The organism is Streptomyces asiaticus (assembly GCF_018138715.1).
Taxonomy (GTDB): Bacteria; Actinomycetota; Actinomycetes; order Streptomycetales; family Streptomycetaceae; genus Streptomyces; species Streptomyces asiaticus.
This window is the reverse complement of the sequence record NZ_JAGSHX010000006.1, coordinates 1,435,078-1,450,531: the sequence shown is the minus strand read 5'-3', so window position 1 is coordinate 1,450,531 and position 15,454 is coordinate 1,435,078. Positions and strand designations below refer to the sequence as shown.

Sequence of the window (15,454 nt, the reverse complement as noted above, 5' to 3'; positions counted from 1 at the left end):
GCCGGGGTGCCGGCCGACGGAAGCCCCAAAGACGGCAGATGAGCACACTGCAGAGGGGAAGCCATGACAGCGACACCGACCGTCCAACCCTCCGAATCATTCGAGCCCAAGACGTTAAGCGTCGCCCGTGAGGCGATGGCCCGCGCCGTGGACCACCTGCTGTCCCGCCAGGACGAGCGGGGCTGGTGGAAGGGCGACCTGGAGACCAACGTCACCATGGACGCCGAGGACCTGATGCTCCGCCAGTTCCTCGGCATCCAGGACCCCGACACCCTCGACGCCGCGGCCCGCTATCTGCGCTCCCAGCAGGCCACCGACGGCACCTGGGCCACCTTCCACGGCGGTCCGCCCGAGCTCTCCGCCACCATCGAGGCGTATGTCGCCCTGCGGCTGGCCGGCGACGAGCCCGACGCGCCCCATATGGCCGCCGCCTCCGCCTGGGTGCGCTCCCGGGGCGGGATCGCGAGCAGTCGGGTGTTCACCCGGATCTGGCTGGCCCTCTTCGGCTGGTGGCGCTGGGAGGACCTGCCCGAGCTGCCACCGGAGATCATCTACTTCCCGAAGTGGCTTCCGCTCAACATCTACGACTTCGGCTGCTGGGCCCGGCAGACCATCGTGCCCCTCACCATCGTCTCGGCCAAGCGCCCCGTGCGCCCGGCCCCCTTCCCCCTCGACGAGCTCCACATTGACCCCCGCAGGCCCAATCCGCCGCGCCCGCTCGCCCCCGTCGCCTCCTGGGACGGCGCCTTCCAGCGGCTGGACCGGGCGCTGCACGCCTACCACAAGGTCGCCTTCCGCCCGCTGCGCCGGGCCGCGCTGCGCTCCTGCGCCCGCTGGATCGTGGAGCGGCAGGAGAACGACGGCTGCTGGGGCGGCATCCAGCCGCCCGCCGTCTACTCCCTCATCGCCCTCCATCTGCTCGGCTACGACCTCGACCACCCCGTGATGCGCGCCGGTCTGGAGTCGCTGGACCGGTTCGCGGTGTGGCGCGAGGACGGCAGCCGGATGATCGAAGCCTGTCAGTCCCCGGTCTGGGACACCTGCCTGGCCGCCATCGCGCTCGCCGACGCCGGTCTCGCGCCGGACCACCCGGCGCTGGTCAAGGCCGCCGACTGGATGCTGACCGAGCAGATCGACCGGCCCGGCGACTGGTCGGTCCGGCGGCCCGGGCTGCCCTCCGGCGGCTGGGCTTTCGAGTTCCACAACGACAACTACCCCGACATCGACGACACCGCCGAGGTCATCCTGGCGCTGCGCCGGGTCGACCACCCCGAGCCCGAGCGGATCGAGGCGGCCGTGCGGCGGGCCATGCGCTGGACCCTGGGCATGCAGTCGAAGAACGGGGCGTGGGGCGCGTTCGACGTCGACAACACCAGCCCGCTCCCCAACAAGCTGCCGTTCTGCGACTTCGGCGAGGTGATCGACCCGCCGTCGGCCGATGTCACCGCGCATGTCGTGGAGATGCTGGCGCACGAGGGGCGGACGTACGACGCCCGCACCCGGCGCGGTATCTCCTGGCTGCTGGCCGAGCAGGAGCCGAGCGGCGCCTGGTTCGGCCGCTGGGGCACCAACTACGTCTACGGCACCGGCTCCGTCGTCCCCGCGCTGATCGCCGCGGGCGTCCCCGCCTCCCATCCGGCGGTCCGCCGGGCCGTCCGCTGGCTGGAGAGCGTCCAGAACGAGGACGGCGGCTGGGGCGAGGACCAGCGCTCCTACCTCGACGCCGAGTGGATGGGCCGGGGCGCCTCCACCGCCTCGCAGACGGCGTGGGCGCTGCTCGCGCTGCTGGCGGCGGGGGAGCGGGACGGCGCGGCCGTGGAGCGCGGGGTCACCTGGCTCGCCCAGACCCAGCGGCAGGACGGCTCCTGGGACGAGCCGTACTTCACCGGCACCGGCTTCCCCTGGGACTTCTCCATCAACTACCACCTGTACCGGCAGGTCTTCCCGGTCACGGCACTGGGCCGGTATGTCCACGGCGAGCCCACCGGGGCGCGACCGCGGAGCAGTTGATGTCCGCCGATCCGGCCGCGGAGGCCGACGGTGCGGCGCTGCTGATCGCCTGTGCGCTCGGCATCGAGCGGTTCGCCCTGCGCGGCGCGGGCCTCGGCGCCGCCGCCGGGGCCGTGACCGTGCTGCGCACGGGCATGGGGCCGCAGTCGGCCGAGCGCGCCGTGACCCGGGCGCTCACCGGAAGGTCCGGTGAGCCAGGTGAACCCGGTGCGCCCGGTGCCCCCGGTGAGCGGCGCGCCACGCCCGGTGAGCGGCCCACCGCCGTCATCGCCACCGGCTTCTGCGCCGGGCTGGCCCCCGGAATGCATCCGGGGGACATCGTTGTCGCCGACGAGACCCGCGATCCGGCGGGCCGGACCCTGTGCGCCGGCACCCGGATCCTCGCCGACGCCCTGTCCCCTCCCCTCCCCGGCGGCCCCCGCCGGGCCGTCCATATCGGTCCGGTCGTGGGCTCGGACCATGTGGTGCGCGGCGCCGAGCGGGCCGCGCTGCACAGCACCGGCGCCATCGCGGTGGACATGGAGTCCGCCGCGACCCTGCGCACCGCCGTCGGCCACGGCGTCCGTCCGGTTGCGGCCGTCCGGGTGGTCGTGGACGCTCCAGAACATGAACTCGTCCGAATCGGCACGCTACGCGGTGGAATATCGGCTTTCCGGGTTCTTCGGACCGTTCTCCCCGCTTTCTTTCACTGGCACCGTTCTTCGCTGCTCCCAGGAGGTGAGCTAGATGGCCATGCCTCTCCGCCAGACCATCCGGGTCGCGACGTATCTCTTTGAACAGAAGATGATCAAGCGGCGGGACAAGTTCCCGTTGATCGTCGAGCTCGAGCCGCTGTTCGCGTGCAACCTCAAGTGCGAGGGCTGCGGGAAGATCCAGCATCCGGCCGGGGTGCTCAAGCAGCGCATGCCGGTCGCCCAGGCGGTGGGCGCGGTGCTGGAGTCGGGCGCGCCGATGGTGTCCATCGCGGGCGGCGAACCCCTGATGCACCCGCAGATCGACGAGATCGTACGGCAGCTGGTGGCGCGGAAGAAGTACGTCTTCCTGTGCACCAACGCGATGCTGCTGCGGAAGAAGATGCATCTGTTCAAGCCGTCCCCGTACTTCGCCTTCGCGGTGCACATCGACGGGCTGCGGGAGCGGCATGACGAATCGGTGGCGAAGGAGGGGGTGTTCGACGAGGCGGTGGAGGCCATCAAGGAGGCCAAACGGCGCGGCTTCCGGGTCACCACCAATTCCACCTTCTTCAATACCGACACCCCGCAGACCGTCATCGACGTGCTCGACTTCCTCAATGACGAACTCGAGGTGGACGAGATGATGATCTCGCCCGCCTACGCGTACGAGAAGGCACCCGACCAGGAGCACTTCCTGGGCGTCGAGCAGACCCGCGAGCTGTTCCGCAAGGCGTTCGCCGGGGGCAACCGGCGCCGCTGGCGGCTCAACCACAGCCCGCTCTTCCTCGACTTCCTCGAGGGCAAGACGGACTTCCCGTGCACGGCCTGGGGCATTCCCAACTACTCCCTCTTCGGCTGGCAGCGCCCCTGCTATCTGATGAGCGACGGCTATGTCCCGACCTACCGTCAGCTGGTGGAGGAGACCGACTGGGACGCTTACGGCCGCGGCAGGGATCCGCGCTGCGACAACTGCATGGCCCACTGCGGCTATGAGCCCACCGCGGTCCTGGCGACCATGGGCTCCCTCAAGGAGTCGCTGCGCGCCGCCCGGGAGACCGCCGCCGGAAGCCATGGGTGACGCGATGAGCTCAGCGGAACCAGTCGCACTCGGCCTGCCCGGCGTGCCGGGCAGGCCCCTCGCACCGCGCCGGGTCTCACGCCGCCTCCAGGTCGGATCGGTGGCCGTGGGCGGCGACGCGCCGATCTCGGTGCAGTCGATGACGACGACGGTGACGGCGGACATCGGTGCGACGTTGCAGCAGATCGCGGAGTTGACGGCGTCGGGGTGCCAGATCGTGCGGGTGGCGTGTCCGTCGCAGGATGACGCGGACGCGTTGCCGGTGATCGCGAAGAAGTCGCAGATTCCGGTGATCGCCGATATTCACTTCCAGCCGAAGTATGTGTTCGCGGCGATTGATGCCGGGTGTGCGGCGGTGCGGGTGAATCCGGGGAACATCCGGCAGTTCGACGACAAGGTCAGGGAGATCGCGAAGGCGGCGTCGGACGCGGGTGTGCCGATTCGTATCGGGGTGAACGCGGGGTCGCTGGACAAGCGGTTGCTGGAGAAGTACGGCAAGGCCACGCCGGAGGCGTTGGTGGAGTCGGCGTTGTGGGAGTGCTCGCTGTTCGAGGAGCACGGGTTCCGGGATATCAAGATCTCGGTGAAGCACAACGATCCGGTGGTGATGGTCAACGCCTATCGTCAGCTGGCGGCTCAGTGTGACTATCCGCTGCATCTGGGTGTGACGGAGGCGGGTCCGGCGTTTCAGGGGACGATCAAGTCGGCGGTGGCGTTCGGTGCGCTGTTGAGTGAGGGGATCGGGGACACGATCCGGGTGTCGCTGTCGGCGCCTCCGGCGGAGGAGGTGAAGGTCGGGATCCAGATTCTGGAGTCGTTGAATCTGCGGCAGCGGCGGTTGGAGATCGTCTCGTGTCCGTCGTGCGGTCGGGCGCAGGTGGATGTGTACAAGCTCGCGGATGAGGTGACGGCCGGTCTGGAGGGCATGGAGGTCCCGCTGCGGGTCGCGGTCATGGGCTGTGTGGTGAACGGTCCGGGTGAGGCGCGGGAAGCGGATCTGGGGGTGGCGTCAGGCAATGGCAAGGGGCAGATCTTCGTCAAGGGCGAGGTCATCAAGACCGTGCCGGAGTCGAAGATCGTGGAGACCCTGATCGACGAGGCCATGAACATCGCGCGGCGCATGGAGGATGAGGGGGTCCCGTCGGGTACCCCGGACGTCACCGTGAGCTGATACACCGAGGAGGGGAACCGACCGTGCCATTGCTGGAGAACATCCGGGGCCCGCACGACCTCAAGGCGCTGACCGGTGAGGAACTGGCCGCGCTCGCCCAGGAGATCAGGGAGTTCCTGATCGAGGCGGTGGCCAGGACCGGGGGCCATCTGGGACCGAACCTCGGCGTGGTCGAGCTGTCCATAGCCCTGCACCGCGTCTTCGACTCGCCCGCCGATCGCATCCTGTGGGACACCGGCCACCAGTCCTACGTCCACAAACTGCTCACCGGCCGCCAGGACTTCTCCAAGCTCCGCCACAAGGGCGGGCTGTCCGGCTATCCGTCACGGGCCGAGTCCGAGCACGACATCATCGAGAACAGCCATGCCTCCACCGTGCTGGGCTGGGCCGACGGCCTCGCCAAGGCCAACGAGGTGCACGGCGGCACCGACCATGTGGTGGCCGTCATCGGGGACGGGGCGCTGACCGGCGGTATGGCCTGGGAGGCGCTCAACAACATCGCCGCCGCCCGGGACCGGCCGCTGGTCATCGTCGTCAACGACAACGAGCGCTCCTACTCGCCGACCATCGGCGGGCTCGCCAACCACCTCGCCACCCTGCGCACCACCGACGGCTACGAGCGCTTCCTGGCCTGGGGCAAGGACGTGCTCCAGCGCACCCCCGTGGTCGGCCAGCCGCTGCACGGCGCCAAGAAGGGGTTCAAGGACGCCTTCGCGCCGCAGGGCATGTTCGAGGACCTGGGGCTGAAGTACGTCGGCCCCATCGACGGCCATGACACCGAGGCGGTCGAGTCGGCCCTGCGCCGCGCCAAGCGGTTCCACGGCCCGGTCCTCGTCCACTGCCTGACCGAGAAGGGGCGGGGCTACCCGCCCGCGCTGGAGGACGAGGCGGATCATTTCCACACCGTGGCCGCGATGGACCCGCTCACCTGCGCGCCGCTGACCCCCTCCGGCAGCCGCTCATGGACCTCGGTGTTCGGCGAGGAGATGGTGCGGATCGGCGCCGAGCGGCCCGATGTGGTCGCCCTCACCGCCGCGATGCTGCACCCCGTGGGGCTCGCCGGCTTCGCCGAGGCGTACCCCGAGCGGGTGTGGGACGTGGGCATCGCCGAGCAGCACGCGGCGGTCTCGGCGGCCGGGCTCGCCACCGGCGGACTCCACCCGGTCCTCGCCGTCTACGCCACCTTCCTCAACCGCGCCTTCGACCAGATCCTCATGGATGTCGCCCTGCACGGGTGCGGGGTGACCTTCGTCCTGGACCGGGCCGGTGTCACCGGCACCGACGGGCCGAGCCACAACGGCATGTGGGACATGTCCGTCCTCCAGGTGGTGCCGGGGCTGCGGATCGCCGCCCCGCGCGACGCCGACCAGCTCCGCGCCCAGCTGCGCGAGGCGATCGACGTGGACGACGCGCCGACCGTCATCCGCTTCCCCAAGGAGTCGGTGGGGGAGCCGATTCCGGCGATCGACCGGGTGGGCGGGATGGACGTCCTGCGCCGGGGCGAGGACGTCCTCCTCGTCGCGGCCGGGGTCATGGCGCCCGTCGCGCTGCGCGCCGCCGAGCTGCTGGCCGGGCGCGGCATCGGCTGCACGGTGGTGGATCCGCGCTGGGTCAAGCCCGTCGACCCCGAGCTCCCCGGGCTCGCGGCGCGCCACCGGCTGGTGGCGGTCGTGGAGGACAATGTGCGCACCGGCGGGGTGGGCGCGGCCGTCGCCCAGACGCTGCGGGACGCCGAAGTCGACCTGCCGGTGCGGACGTTCGGCATCCCCGAGGCGTTCCTGGCCCATGCCAAGCGCGGTGAGGTGCTCGCCGACATCGGGCTCACCCCCGCCGAGATCGCGGGCCGGATCGGGGCGGCCCTGACCCGTATCGAGGCGGCCCACCCGGAGCGGGCGAGCGCCCTCGCCGAGGCGCGTGCCGCCGCCGGGGCCCGTACGCCCGCCGGGGGTCGTACCGCCGCCGAAGCCCGTACCGCCGCCGAGGAGAGCCAGGCATGACAGCAGCCGAGCAGCAGCAGCGGCGTTCGGGCTTCGACCTCGGCAAGCTGCTGGCCGAGCGCGCCTCGGAGCGGTACGACCTGCACACCCGGCACCTCAACCACCAGCTGCCCCGGATGCTGCGCACCATCGGGTTCGACAAGGTCTACGAGCGGGCCGAGGGCGCGTACTTCTGGGACGACGAGGGCCAGGACTACCTCGATATGCTCGCCGGCTTCGGGGTGATGGGCCTGGGCCGCCACCACCCCGTGGTCCGCAAGGCGCTGCACGACGTCCTGGACGCCGACCTGGCCGATCTGACCCGCTTCGACTGCCAGCCGCTGCCCGGTCTGCTGGCCGAGCGGCTGCTGACCCACGCCCCCCATCTGGACCGGGTCTTCTTCGGCAACAGCGGCACCGAGGCCGTCGAGACCGCCCTGAAGTTCGCCCGCTACGCCACCCGCAAGCCGCGCGTCCTGTACTGCGCCCACGCCTTCCACGGGCTGACCACCGGCGCGCTGTCGGTCAACGGCGAGGACGGCTTCCGCAAGGGGTTCGCCCCGCTGCTGCCCGACACCCCGATCGAGATGGGCGACCTCGAGGCGCTGGAGCGGGAGCTGGCGCGCGGGGACGTGGCGGGGTTCGTGGTGGAGCCCATCCAGGGCAAGGGGGTGCACGAGGCCCCGCCCGGCTTCCTGCGCGCCGCACAGGAGCTGCTCCACCGCCACAAGGCCCTGCTCATCGCGGACGAGGTGCAGACCGGCCTCGGCCGCACCGGGGACTTCTTCGCCTACCAGCACGAGGACGGCGTCGAACCGGATCTGGTGTGCGTGGCCAAGGCACTCTCCGGCGGCTATGTGCCGGTCGGTGCGACCCTCGGCAAGGACTGGATCTTCAAAAGGGTCTATTCGTCGATGGACCGGGTGCTGGTGCACTCGGCCAGCTTCGGCTCCAACGCCCAGGCCATGGCGGCCGGGCTCGCCGTCCTCGCCGTCATGGAGGACGAGGAGGTCGTGGCCAACGCCCGCCGCACCGGCGAGCTGCTGCGCGACCGCCTCGCCGCCCTGGTGGACCGCTACGAGCTGCTGCACGACGTCCGCGGCCGGGGGCTGATGATCGGCATCGAGTTCGGCCGACCCAGCTCACTGGGGCTGCGCGGCCGGTGGGCGATGCTCCAGGCGGCGCGCAAGGGGCTGTTCGCGCAGATGGTCGTCGTCCCGCTGCTGCGGCGCCATCGCATCCTCACCCAGGTGTCCGGCGACCATCTGGAGGTCATTAAGCTGATCCCGCCGCTGATCATCGGTGAGCGGGAAGTGGACCGTTTCGTCGAGGCGTTCACAGCGGTCATGGACGACGCACACGACGGCGGCGGTCTGATCTGGGACTTCGGCCGGGCGCTCGTCAAACAGGCGGTGGCCAACCGCTGACCGATGGGGGACCCCGGATGATCGACGCGACCGCCGTACGGGCCGTGAACACGATGACGGCGAGGTGGGCGCGGGCGGCCGTGGCGGACGAGGGCACGGCCTTCGCCGCCACCGGGGTCTGGTCGCTGCTCGCCCTGCTCGCGGGCGGTGCCGACGGCCCGGCCCGACAGGAGCTGGCGGGCGCGCTGGGCGTCGGCGCGGACGGCGCGACGGCGCTCGGCGGGCGGCTGCTCGGGTCGCTGGACGCCATGGACGGCGTGCACGCGGCCACCGGGCTGTGGACCCGTCAGGACCTGCCGATCCGGCCCGAGTGGGAGGCCGGGCTGCCCCCGGGCGTACGCTCCACGCTGACCGGGGACGCCGAGCGCGACCGCAAGGAGCTGGACGGCTGGGCGTCCCGGCGCACCCGGGGCGCGATCGCCGAGATGCCGGTGCCGCTCACCCCCGACACCCGGCTGGTGCTGGCCGGGGCGCTCACGGTGGAGACGGCCTGGCTCCAGCCGTTCCGGCCGGGCTGGCTGAGGCCGGCGAGCGGCCCCTGGCGGGACCGCTCGCTGGCCGGACTCACCCGGTCCACGGACGACCTCGACGGGGTGCTGCGGGTCGTCCCCGACACCCCGGCCGGTCCGCTCACCCTCTCGGGCATCGCGGGTGACAACGGGCTGGATGCGCACCTGGTCCTCGGAGCCGAGGACGCCGTGGGCGGCGAGGTGCTGGAGGCCGGGATCGGCGCGGTGGCCGGGGAGTACCCGGGGCTGCCGGGCTCGGCGCTGCCGCTGGGCGAGGCCGGGCCCGGGGTCCGGGTGATGGAGGTCCCGAGCTGGGACCCCACGCCCCGGGCGACGCTCTCCACCCCGCAGTTCACCGTGACGGCGCGGCACGATCTGCTGCGCAGGGCCGAGCTGTTCGGGCTGCGTACCGCCCAGGACACCGCGCGCGGCCACTTTCCGGGGATCAGCCCCGCCGCGCTGGCGCTGTACTCGGCGGAGCAGTCCATGACCGCCTCGTTCAGCGCCGAGGGCTTCCGGGCGGCGGCGGTGACCGCGTTCGCCATGGCGCCCGGTTCGGCGCCGCCGCAGCAGAAGGCGAAGCTGATCAGCGTGGCGTACGACCGCCCGTTCGGCTTCCTGGCCGTGCACCGCGCCACCGGTCTGGTGCTGACGGCGGGCTGGGTCACCGAGCCGGAGCCCGGGGCCGACACCATGTGGTGAGCCCCGTGAGCCCCGTGAGCCCCGTGAGCCCCGTGAGCCCCGTGAGCCCCGTGAGCCCCGTGAGCCCCGTGAGCCCCGTGAGCCCGCGGCCGTCTCCGTCTCGCACCCGAAGCCCCTTACGCGGTGTCCGGTGGATCTTTCCCCTCCCCGCCCCTTCCCGCAGTATCGATATGCGGCTCCGCCGCGTGGCAGGGGCTTCGCCCCTGGACCCCGGGGTCTGGGGCGCAGCCCCCCACGCGGCGGAGCCGCATATCGTCAGGTGTCGGGAAGGGGCGGGGTAGGGGAGCAGCCCGCCGCAGGCCTCAAGATCCGTCGGACACCTCCCCAGCCCGTGAAGCGCGTCAGGCGGTGAGCAGCCGTTCCCGGAGCCGGTCGCGCTGTTCGGGGGAGAGGCCGAGCCCCTCGGCGAGATAGCGCTCGGGGCCGCCCCAGGTCTCCTCGATGGTCGTGAACGCCGCCGCCAGATATTCGGCGCGCGCGTCGAACAGCGGCAGCAGCAGCGCCATGACCTCGGGCGACATGGGGTCGGAGCCGTCCCCCGGAGCGCCCTTGCGCCAGATCTTGTAGCGCCGGTGGGTGGCCGCCGACTCGAGGTAGTCGGCCTCGATGGCCTCCTGGTCGACGCCGAGGGCCAGCAGGGTCACCGCGATGGAGAGCCCGGCCCGGTCCTTGCCCGCGGAACAGTGCATCAGCACCGGTGAGCTGTCCTCGGCCATGTCGCGGAGGATCCGGCCGTGTTCGACGAGCCGGGTGGTGATGATGGAGCGGTAGGAGCCGATCATGCGCTTCTCGGCCCGGCCCTCGGAGAGCAGCTCGCGCAGGGTCTTCAGATCGCCCTCGCGCACCATCCTCCAGAACCCGGCGCCGTCGGCCGGGTCGGACAGCGGCAGATTGACGTTGCGGACCCCGCGGAGCGTGACGTCCGGACCCTCCAGCTTGATGTCGGCGGCGTTGCGGAAGTCGAAGACGGTGTGCAGGCCGAGCGAGTCGAGGTAGGCCGTGTCCGCCTCGGTGGCATGGGCGAGATGGCCGCTGCGGAACAGTACTCCGGGCCGTACCCGGCGGCCGTCGGCAGCCGGCAGTCCACCGAGATCACGGAAATTGCGTACCCCCACCAATCGGCTTTCGGCCTGGGGGACCTGCGGCGACTGCGACTGCTGCGTCACGGGCTCTCCTTCACCATCGGCCGCCGACGCGGCTCGTCGACGAGGCGGGCTGAAGCTGACCATACGACATGCGTGCAACGGGCAATCGGTCTCGTGAGGGTGCGGGCATTGCCGCACCGTCCGCCCTCCCCGATCATGTTGATACCTGTGGAGAATTGGGGAGTGCGATGATCGAAACCGGTGGAAGCGGTCGGCTCTGGGTGCTCTCGGGGCGGCGCAGCAGCTACGCCCTGCACCTCACCGACCGTGATGAGCTGCTCCATCTCCACTGGGGGCCGAGGATCGCGGTCGAGGACGCCGAGGCCCTCGCCGCCGAGCCCGGGCCGCCGGACTGGCCGTTCGAATCACCGCTTGACGGGCGCGAGGAGTACCCCGTGGAGGGCGGTCCGCGCTTTGTACGCCCCGCCCTGTCCGTCCACGCCGGGGGCGTACGCGGCACCGAGTGGCGCTTCGGCGGCGGCACCGTCCTCGACCCCGGCACCGGTGAGGAGCTGCGGCTGCGCTTCCACGATCCGCTGCACCACCTCGACATCACCCTCCACTACCGGATGCGGGACGACGGCGATGTCATCGAGCGCTGGACCGCCCTCGCCCACACCGGCACCGCCGGGCAGGAGCCGGTGGAGCTGCTGCGCGCCGACTCCGCCGCCTGGTCGCTCCCGGCGCGCGACCGCTGGCGGCTGTCCCATCTGCACGGCCGCTGGGCCGCCGAGAGCCGGCTCGCCCGCACCGAGCTCACCCCCGGCGAGAAGGTGATCGGCAGCCGCCGAGGCCATACCAGCCATCACCATCTGCCCTGGATCGCCCTGGACGGCGGGGCGGCCACCGAGGAGAGCGGCGAGGTGCACAGCTGCGCACTCGCCTGGTCCGGGGCCTGGCGGATCGCCGTCCAGCTGCTGAGCGACGGCGCCGTCCAGGCGGTCGGCGGGGTCGGCCACGACGACGCGGGCCAGCTGCTCCTCGCGCCCGGTGAGTCCTTCACCACGCCCGTCTTCGCGGGGCTGTGGACCGACGGCGGCTTCGGGGCCGCGAGCCGCGCCTGGCACGCCTGGCAGCTCGCGCATGTGGTCCCCGGCGCCGACCGGTCCCGGCCGGTGCTCTACAACTCGTGGGAGGCCACCGAGTTCGAGGTGAGCGAGGAGCAGCAGGGCTCGCTCGCGCGGCTGGCCGCCGACATGGGCGTCGAGCTGTTCGTCGTGGACGACGGCTGGTTCGGTTCGCGCACCAGCGACCGGGCCGGGCTCGGCGACTGGACGCCCAACCCGGACCGCTTTCCGTACGGGCTGAAGCCGCTGGCCGACCAGGTGCACGCGCTCGGGATGCGGTTCGGCATCTGGGTCGAGCCGGAGATGGTCAACCCCGACAGCGACCTCTACCGTGCCCATCCCGACTGGGTGCAGCACCACCCCGGCCGGGGTCGCACCGAGTTCCGCAACCAGCTCGTGCTCAACCTCGCCCGACCCGAGGTGCGTGCCTATCTGTGGGAGCGGCTGGACACTCTGCTGAGCGGCGCGCCCATCGACTATGTGAAATGGGACTTCAACCGCTCCTTCGCGGACCCCGGCTGGCCCGGCGACCCCTATCCGCGACGGTTGTGGATCGACCATGTACGCGGGCTGTACGAGCTGCTGGAGCGGCTGCGCGCGGCCCACCCCGGGGTCGCCTTCGAGTCCTGCTCGGGCGGCGGCGGCCGGATCGACCTCGGCGTCCTGGCCCACACCGACCAGGTGTGGACCTCTGACAACACCGATCCGCTGGACCGGCTGGCCATCCAGCACGGCTTCGGTCAGCTCCACCCGGCCCGGGTGATGGCCGCCTGGGTCACCGACAGCCCCAACGCCATGGGCAACGCCCGCGTCAGCTCGCTGCGCTTCCGCTTCGTCAGCGCGATGGCCGGGGTGCTGGGCGTGGGTGGCGATCTGACCCGCTGGAGCGAGGCCGAACTCGCCGAGGCCCGCGACTGGGTGGCGCTCTACAAGCGGGTGCGCCCGGTCGTCCAGCACGGTGAGCTGTACCGGCTGCGGCCTCCGGAGGGCGACGGGCTCAGCGCGGTGCAGTACGTCCGGGGCGAGGAGACCGTGGTGCTGGCCTGGCTCCAGTCGCAGCACCACGGCCGGGCACAGCCTCCGCTGCGGCTGCGCGGGCTCGACCCGGCGGCCACCTACCGGGATCTGGAGACCGGGGAGGTGCACCGTGGAGCGGTGCTCGCCCACCGGGGCTTGCGCACCGGGCTGAGCGGCGACCTGGACGCCGCCGTATTCCACCTTCGCCGAAACTGACCAGGTGGGATAGATCACCCCACGTCAAGCCCCGGTTACGGTGGCGTAAGTCACGCCATCGGGTGAATGATGTCCCGACGTGGCAGACGATAAGGAGAGATTCAGCAACGGTTCCATCGGGTCCTACGCAGCCGTCGGGGACAGCTTCACCGAGGGCGTCGGCGACCCCGGTCCTGACGGGGTGTTCGTCGGCTGGGCCGACCGGCTCGCCGTCCTGCTGTCCGACCAACGACCCCACGACGATTTCCGCTACGCCAATCTGGCCGTACGCGGTCGACTCCTTGACCAGATAGTGGCCGAGCAGGTGGCCCGGGCCATCGAACTCGGCCCCGATCTGGTCACCTTCTGCGCGGGTGGCAATGACATCCTGCGCCCCGGCAGCGACCCCGACGATGTGGCCGAGCGCTATGAGGCCGCCGTCGCCGACCTCCGGGCGCGGGTGGGCACGGTGCTGCTGTGCACCGGCTTCGACACCAGAGGGGTGCCGGTGCTGCGCCATCTACGGGGCAAGATCGCCACGTATACGGCGCATGTGCGGGCGATCGCCGACCGCCACGGCTGCCCGGTGCTCGACCTGTGGTCGCTGCGCTCGGTGCAGGACCGCCGGGCCTGGGACGCCGACCGGCTGCATCTGTCGCCGGACGGTCACACCCGGGTCGCGCTGAGGGCCGGTCAGGTGCTCGGCCTCGACGTCCCCGCCGACCCCGATCAGCCCTGGCCCCCGGAGGGGCAGCGCACCCCGGCCGAGGTGCGCCGGGACAACATCCACTGGGCGCGCGAATATCTGGTGCCCTGGATCGGCCGACGGCTGCGCGGAGAGTCGTCGGGTGACCATGTGGAACCCAAGCGGCCCGATCTGCTGCCGCTGCGGCCCTGAGGGCCTGTGACCCGAAGCGGTCCCGGAGGAATAGGGGCAGACCCCCGTTGGCGCCCCGAGGCTGACCGCCCGATGCGCTGTCGCTGCCCCTATTCCCTCGGCACCGCTCGCGTACGTCGTGTCGTCGCCGCTGGGCCGCTATATCGCCAGGTAGGCCCAGACGGCGCGGCCCGCGCCGCCCTGGTTCGGCCTGACCCCCCAGGCCTCCGACATGGCCTCCACCAGCATCAGCCCGCGGCCGCCCTCCTGGTCCGCGCTCACCGACCGGGCCTCGGGCACCGTGCGCGCACAGCCCTGGTCGGCCACCTCCAGCCGCAGCCGGGTGCCTATGAGCTGGAGTGAGCAGCGAACTTCCTCGCTGGAGGTGTGACGCACCGCGTTGGTGAAGAGCTCGGAGACGATCAACTCCGCGCTGTCCCGGGTGTCCTGGTCGATGCCCCATGAGCCCAGCCGCCGCACGACATGCCTTCTCGCCTCGGCGACGGACGTGCTCAGCGCCGGCAGACGAAACACGTCGTGGCGGGGCGGAGCGACCACGGTGCCGCCGCGCCCTAACCGGAGAGCCTCATAGGAAGGAGCCACGCCGACACTATGCTCTGTCACACTCGCGTATGGCAAGGTTCAATCTGTAAATTACAGAATCGCAAGCGCAGGCTGTTCGGAATGCTGAGCCCATGCCAGACTGCTGTGTCGTGAAGGTACTTGGAGGGGGACGGTAGTGGCGGATGCGCGGGCGGGCGGAGCCCCGACCGTCCTGCGAGTCGTGCTCGGAAAACGGCTCCAGGACCTTCGGGAGAAGGCCGGGCTGTCATTCGAACAGGCCGGGCGCGCCCTGGACGTCACCCATGCCACGATCCGGCGGATGGAGAAGGCCGAGGTCGGCCTGAAGCTCCCGTACGTCGAGAAGCTGCTGCGGACGTACGGCGTCACCGACCCCGAGGAGGTCGAGGGGTTCCTCTCCCTCGCGCGCGAGGCCAACAAGGCCGGCTGGTGGCACCGGTTCCGCGACGTCCTGCCGGAGTGGTTCAACACCTTCGTCAGCCTGGAGGTCGAGGCCAATCTGATCCGGGCCTACGAGCCGCACTACATCCCAGGGCTGCTCCAGACCGAGGACTACGCCCGCGCGGTGCTCCGCGCGGGCATGCCGCATGCGCCCGAATCGGAGATCGAGCGCAACGTAGCCCTCCGCATGGAGCGCCAGGCGCTGCTCACCCGGGACAACCCGCCGATGCTGTGGGTGGTCATGGACGAGACGGTGGTGCGCCGCCCCATCGGCGGCGCCGAGACCATGCGTGCCCAGATCGCGAGGCTCATCGAGGAGGCCGAGGCGCCTCATATCCGCTTGCAGGTCATGCCGTTCGACGCCGGTCCGCACCCGGCGATGTACGGCCCCTTCCATATCTTCCGGTTCCCGATCCCGGAGCTCCCCGATATCGCGTACACGGAGACGCTCGTCAGCGGCTCCTACTTCGACCAGCGCGATGATGTATCGGCGTTCCTGGAGGCCCTGGACCGGATGTGCGCGCAGGCCGCGCCTGCACAGACGACTCAGGCGATTCTGAGTCGCATTCGCAAGGAGATCTGA

The 15,454-nt window shown here is 71.3% G+C and carries 12 protein-coding genes; 10 read left to right on the top strand and 2 right to left on the bottom strand.

What is annotated here, in order from left to right:
- Positions 1-63 precede the first annotated feature (63 nt).
- Genes shc through KHP12_RS13820 form a run of 7 tightly spaced genes read left to right on the top strand, consistent with a single transcriptional unit; the run spans position 64 to position 9,547 of the window.
- On the top strand, positions 64-2,010 hold the full coding sequence (gene shc / locus KHP12_RS13850) for a squalene--hopene cyclase (protein ID WP_210610159.1): 1,947 nt from the start codon (positions 64-66) through the stop codon (positions 2,008-2,010).
- Positions 2,010-2,786, top strand: a complete 777-nt coding sequence (locus tag KHP12_RS13845) for a phosphorylase family protein (protein WP_210610161.1) — start codon at positions 2,010-2,012, stop codon at positions 2,784-2,786. Before shc ends, KHP12_RS13845 begins: the two co-directional genes overlap by 1 nt.
- Positions 2,737-3,762, top strand: coding sequence for an adenosyl-hopene transferase HpnH (gene hpnH / locus KHP12_RS13840; RefSeq protein ID WP_037964546.1), 1,026 nt, complete (start codon positions 2,737-2,739; stop codon positions 3,760-3,762). Before KHP12_RS13845 ends, hpnH begins: the two co-directional genes overlap by 50 nt.
- A 4-nt stretch (positions 3,763-3,766) precedes the next feature.
- A complete protein-coding gene (gene ispG / locus KHP12_RS13835) occupies positions 3,767-4,933 on the top strand; it encodes a flavodoxin-dependent (E)-4-hydroxy-3-methylbut-2-enyl-diphosphate synthase (protein WP_245010209.1) in 1,167 nt (388 codons plus the stop codon).
- A gap of 23 nt (positions 4,934-4,956) precedes the next feature.
- Complete coding sequence (gene dxs / locus KHP12_RS13830) at positions 4,957-6,930, top strand: 1-deoxy-D-xylulose-5-phosphate synthase (RefSeq protein WP_211833001.1); 1,974 nt, start codon at positions 4,957-4,959, stop codon at positions 6,928-6,930.
- A complete protein-coding gene (locus tag KHP12_RS13825) occupies positions 6,927-8,336 on the top strand; it encodes an aspartate aminotransferase family protein (protein WP_086883776.1) in 1,410 nt (469 codons plus the stop codon). The genes dxs and KHP12_RS13825 overlap by 4 nt, the downstream gene beginning before the upstream one ends.
- A 17-nt stretch (positions 8,337-8,353) precedes the next feature.
- Positions 8,354-9,547 carry a serpin family protein gene (locus KHP12_RS13820; protein ID WP_211833000.1) on the top strand — a complete coding sequence of 398 codons (1,194 nt, stop codon included), beginning with the start codon at positions 8,354-8,356 and terminating at the stop codon, positions 9,545-9,547.
- Between the two features lie 341 nt (positions 9,548-9,888).
- Here the strand turns inward: KHP12_RS13820 and KHP12_RS13815 are convergent, their stop codons facing one another.
- The gene (locus KHP12_RS13815) at positions 9,889-10,713 is read right to left on the bottom strand and encodes a tyrosine-protein phosphatase (RefSeq protein ID WP_086881588.1); all 825 of its coding nucleotides are present in this window, start codon (positions 10,711-10,713) and stop codon (positions 9,889-9,891) included.
- 167 nt (positions 10,714-10,880) lie between these two features.
- On the opposite strand from KHP12_RS13815, the gene KHP12_RS13810 reads away from it, so the two are divergent.
- Both KHP12_RS13810 and KHP12_RS13805 read left to right on the top strand, forming a co-directional pair.
- On the top strand, positions 10,881-12,992 hold the full coding sequence (locus tag KHP12_RS13810) for an alpha-galactosidase (RefSeq protein ID WP_086881589.1): 2,112 nt from the start codon (positions 10,881-10,883) through the stop codon (positions 12,990-12,992).
- 79 nt (positions 12,993-13,071) lie between these two features.
- Complete coding sequence (locus KHP12_RS13805) at positions 13,072-13,869, top strand: SGNH/GDSL hydrolase family protein (protein ID WP_086881590.1); 798 nt, start codon at positions 13,072-13,074, stop codon at positions 13,867-13,869.
- Between the two features lie 138 nt (positions 13,870-14,007).
- On the opposite strand, the gene KHP12_RS13800 is transcribed toward KHP12_RS13805, so the two are convergent.
- Positions 14,008-14,451 carry an ATP-binding protein gene (locus KHP12_RS13800; RefSeq protein ID WP_240813243.1) on the bottom strand — a complete coding sequence of 148 codons (444 nt, stop codon included), beginning with the start codon at positions 14,449-14,451 and terminating at the stop codon, positions 14,008-14,010.
- 136 nt (positions 14,452-14,587) lie between these two features.
- Here KHP12_RS13800 and KHP12_RS13795 point away from each other — a divergent pair, with 136 nt between their 5' ends.
- The gene (locus tag KHP12_RS13795; RefSeq protein WP_037961647.1) at positions 14,588-15,454 is read left to right on the top strand and encodes a Sco1979 family transcriptional regulator; all 867 of its coding nucleotides are present in this window, start codon (positions 14,588-14,590) and stop codon (positions 15,452-15,454) included.

Coding starts and splice junctions, on each gene's coding strand:
- shc (WP_210610159.1), top strand. CDS start 64: ATGACAGCGACACCGACCGTCCAACCCTCCGAATCATTCGAGCCCAAG.
- KHP12_RS13845 (WP_210610161.1), top strand. CDS start 2,010: ATGTCCGCCGATCCGGCCGCGGAGGCCGACGGTGCGGCGCTGCTGATC.
- hpnH (WP_037964546.1), top strand. CDS start 2,737: ATGGCCATGCCTCTCCGCCAGACCATCCGGGTCGCGACGTATCTCTTT.
- ispG (WP_245010209.1), top strand. CDS start 3,767: ATGAGCTCAGCGGAACCAGTCGCACTCGGCCTGCCCGGCGTGCCGGGC.
- KHP12_RS13825 (WP_086883776.1), top strand. CDS start 6,927: ATGACAGCAGCCGAGCAGCAGCAGCGGCGTTCGGGCTTCGACCTCGGC.
- KHP12_RS13820 (WP_211833000.1), top strand. CDS start 8,354: ATGATCGACGCGACCGCCGTACGGGCCGTGAACACGATGACGGCGAGG.
- KHP12_RS13810 (WP_086881589.1), top strand. CDS start 10,881: ATGATCGAAACCGGTGGAAGCGGTCGGCTCTGGGTGCTCTCGGGGCGG.